The organism is Halorubrum ezzemoulense DSM 17463, from assembly GCF_002114285.1.
In the GTDB taxonomy this organism is placed as follows: Archaea; Halobacteriota; Halobacteria; order Halobacteriales; family Haloferacaceae; genus Halorubrum; species Halorubrum ezzemoulense.
Genome location: NZ_NEDJ01000133.1, coordinates 1 through 3,709 on the forward strand (window position 1 = coordinate 1; position 3,709 = coordinate 3,709).

Annotated in this window: 2 protein-coding genes and 1 pseudogene; 1 reads left to right on the top strand and 2 read right to left on the bottom strand. The window is 56.6% G+C overall.

Annotated features, from left to right (window positions below; all coding sequences use genetic code 11):
* Positions 1-127: 127 nt before the first annotated feature.
* A pseudogene (locus tag B9H04_RS17595) lies at positions 128-676 on the bottom strand (ISH3 family transposase); the annotation flags it as partial.
* A gap of 110 nt (positions 677-786) precedes the next feature.
* Complete coding sequence (locus B9H04_RS17600) at positions 787-2,055, bottom strand: Cdc6/Cdc18 family protein (protein WP_049933575.1); 1,269 nt, start codon at positions 2,053-2,055, stop codon at positions 787-789.
* 411 nt (positions 2,056-2,466) lie between these two features.
* Here B9H04_RS17600 and B9H04_RS17605 point away from each other — a divergent pair, with 411 nt between their 5' ends.
* On the top strand, positions 2,467-3,237 hold the full coding sequence (locus B9H04_RS17605; RefSeq protein ID WP_248648732.1) for a DUF4268 domain-containing protein: 771 nt from the start codon (positions 2,467-2,469) through the stop codon (positions 3,235-3,237).
* Positions 3,238-3,709 lie beyond the last annotated feature (472 nt).

Genomic DNA, 3,709 nt, shown 5'->3' on the forward strand with positions numbered 1-3,709 from the left:
CGTCTTCGGCCTCACGTAGCAGTTCATCGATTTCTTCCTCAGTCAAGTGATGCTCAATCTCTTTTCGACGTGAGCGCTCCATTACTCTTCTATCAAGCTTAACTAACAAAAGTTTTCATACTCATTAGAGGTCAAGGCCGTCGAGGAGCTCGAGAAACTCACCAAGGACGTCGCTGGTGGTGTCGCCAGCGACAAGCTGGCGCACCGCCAGCGTGTACCGTTTGTTGCGTACCCGCGCGTACAGCGTCGCGTACGCGTGAAACGTCGTCGTTCCCCGTTTCGCTTGTGAGGAGTACAGCGCTTCTGTTTCGTCTTCATCGCCGTAGTAGGGGTCGAGGTGGAGGTCTGCACAGGCCTCCACCGGTCGATCTGGAAGCGTCTCAAGCGCATCTCGTTGAAGTAGCGTGTCGCCAACCGCCTCAACGGAGTCAAGTTCAAACTGCTCGGTGAGATGTCCTCGGACGGTGTTGGCGTGTGGCGAGCCTTCGGTCGTTTCGCAGACGTGATTGATCGAGGCCCCGCCGGCGCTGGCGCCGGCGAGGACCTCGTACAACGTCTCTGTCGTGACCTTGACGTTCTCGTCGATGTCTATCTCAAGCTCTTCATCGAGGCTGTTGACGACAAAATTAAGAAGATGCTCTTCCTCTATCTCGTTGTCTGCTTCGGTAGGTTCCACACTCTTCCCAAGCAGACACTTTCACTCAAACCCGATGTGATCGACTGATATTGGTTCTCCGTTCTCTCTAAGTGGGCTATCGGTTACCCTAGCTGGATAATATTCGGGAATTAATCGGCTGTAACACCATCCTGTTCTCGGAGAACAGTTGCGACATCTCCGAGGCGCTCCGATTCCTTCGGGAGATTCTCGAGTGCCGTATCAAGATCGACTGCCAGCGAATACTGATTTTCGTCGCCACGACCTCGTCCCTGTCGCTTGTTGAGCACGTTCGTATCGGCGAGATCATTGAGCCGGTCACGGAACCGGCGGTTTGAGAGCGCGTTCACGTCCGCGTACTCACAGAAGGTCTTGTACTGAGTGTAGATCGGTGTCGTCGTCACGGGTGTGTCGCCTTGGATTCCGTGATACGTGACTGCCATGAGCGCGAGCATTCGCTGGTTCGGGAGTGTCTGAATCCCCGACTCAATGGCTTTCGTCTCCAAGAAGTCCCGTGCCTCGCGCACGTGCTCTTCTGTGACGGTCGTCTCGCCCCTATCGTCGGCAAACCGAGTCGCACGGAACAGTAGGCGGATCGCCTCGCGAGCGTCTCCCGTGTCCTGTGCGCCTAACGCCGCGGCAAGCGGGATCGTGTCGTCGCTCAGAATCTCGCTTCGGAGATGCTGGTAGTCCTCGATACTGTTCTCGAAATACGTGTCACGGAGGGCACCGGCGGCACGTCGTGCGAGGATATTGCGGAGCTGATCAGCGTCGTAGGGCTCGAAGCGGACCTCGTCTTCACCGAGGCTCGACCGGACGTCAGCGTCGAGGTTCTCGCGGAACTGGAGGTCGTTCGTAATTCCAATGAGGGAGAGACGGACGCCATCCGGATTCGACCGCGGGAGTTCGTAGAGGATGTAGTCGTCGTCACCGATGGCATCGATCTCGTCGAGGACAACGATGACCGTCCCGCCGACCTTCTCCAGATTCTCGATCACCATATTGAGGAGAGTCTTCCGCTGGTGACCGCTCGGGAGCTCCTCACCGGGCCCAAATCGCTTCTCACGGAGTCGCTTGACGAGATGTGTCAGGACGTGGTAGGAGCCGTCCATGCCCTTACAACGAATGTAGACCACAGTGAGGCCCATCTCAGAATCATCGGCGTACTCCTGAAGTTGGTCGGTCTTGAGGCGGATTCCGACGGTCTTCCCCTGCCCGGACTGCCCGTACACGATCAGGTTGAGCGGCGTCGAGCCCATCGTCGCCGGACGGAGGGCGGAGTGGATCTGGTCGAGTTCCACCTCGCGCTCCGGCAGCGACTCGGGCTGATACGTCTGCTCGTTGGGGTTGAGGACGTCCATGTCCTCGAAGATCGTGTCCTCGTCGCCGAACGCCTTCATACGCTCCCGTTTTCAGGTGTCATACATAAAACCCCCGTGTCCTACATGTCTTTCTGTCTAAGATACGGGTGTACGTCCTGAAAGCTGTGGTCGGTTCTCTCTCGGCTCTACTGTGCTTTGGGTGGCAAAGGGGGACAGAGGGGGGTGCGTCCAGCAAACTACTGAGATACTCGACTGTAGTTCTAGTGTCCTCATAACGAGCCACGATCCTAGAACCGCTCTGTACCCGATACGACACTCGTATTCATCGTCTCAGGACCGCGCAACCCTGGGAGGGGGGTGCGTCCGGCAACGGACCGCAGCGAATGTCGCTTCGAGAATAGTCGGCCCACAACGTTTTATCAAAACTCCCGAAGACGCATGTCCATGGGCCAAAATGTCTCGCGAATCCACGGGCACGACCTCCGCTCGGTGTGGGAGGACGAAGAGCGGGACTTCACGCAATGGTTGACAGAGAACATCGACCTGCTCGCGTCCGAGTTGGGGATAGAGATCGAGGACGCACGAGCTGAGGAAGCCGTCGGCGACTTTTCGGCCGACATCGTCGCACGAGAGATGAACACGGGCGAGACCGTCGTCATCGAGAATCAATACAACCGGACGGACCACGACCACTTGGGGAAACTTCTGACGTACTCGTCGGGAAAGAACGCCGGGTTCACGATGTGGCTCGCCGAGGAGTTCCGGCCGGAACACCGAAGCGTCCTCGAATGGTTGAACGAAACCGGGCCGAAAGGCGCGAAGTTCTTCGCGATCAAACCCCGCGTCGTGAGTATCGAGGGATCCGAGGAGCGTGGGTTCGAGTTCGAAGTCGTTGTCGAGCCCAACGAATGGGAACGCGAGGTGAGCACCGAGTCGCTGTCCGACCTCGGGCGTAGCTACCGGCAGTTCTTCGCCGAGATGGTCGAGGCGTACTCGCAGCGACGGCCGACTTGGTACAAACTCAAGCCCGGACCTCGGAACTGTCTAACGTTCAGTGCCGGTATCGGGGGCGTCCGATTCGGCTGGGTGTTCCACCAGGGGCCCGAGTTCTCTGTTGAGCTCTACATCTCCACGTCGGATAAGGAACGCAACGAGGAGATATTCGAGGCGCTGAAACGCGACCGAACGGAGATTGAGAGCAATTTAGGCGTCGAGTTAGAGTGGGAACGGTTGCCTGAGAAACAAGCATCCCGGATCTAACAGCCTGAAGATATTGATCGGACCATCACCGATCTCACCGCAGACCAGCGAAATCACTTGGTCGAATGGGGGGTGGATGCGATGGACGAATTTCAGGAGGAGTTCGAACCACGTCTTTCCGCTCTCGGCTCCAACTGATCGCTGCTTCTACCGGTGTAACGAACTCGCTGCGTAGGTGCCTCCCATCCTCCCCGTCTTGTCGGACGCACCCCCCTCCCCCTGTCTCTTCTACACATCCGACGCTGCCGACGAACCCTAGGGTGTAGCACTCGGTGGATCCCATTTATCTAAAACAAAGAATCAATAGCACCTGGGCATCAAGCTGGTTTCCAACTAACGCAAAATTCGTAGACAATATCGGTGCAGATTCAAACATCAGATCTATCTTACAAAGAAAACTTTATTACGCAGGAATCAGCCAAATTTAAGTAGAAATAAGTGCTAAAACACTACGAGTGACTTTAGTGTTCTC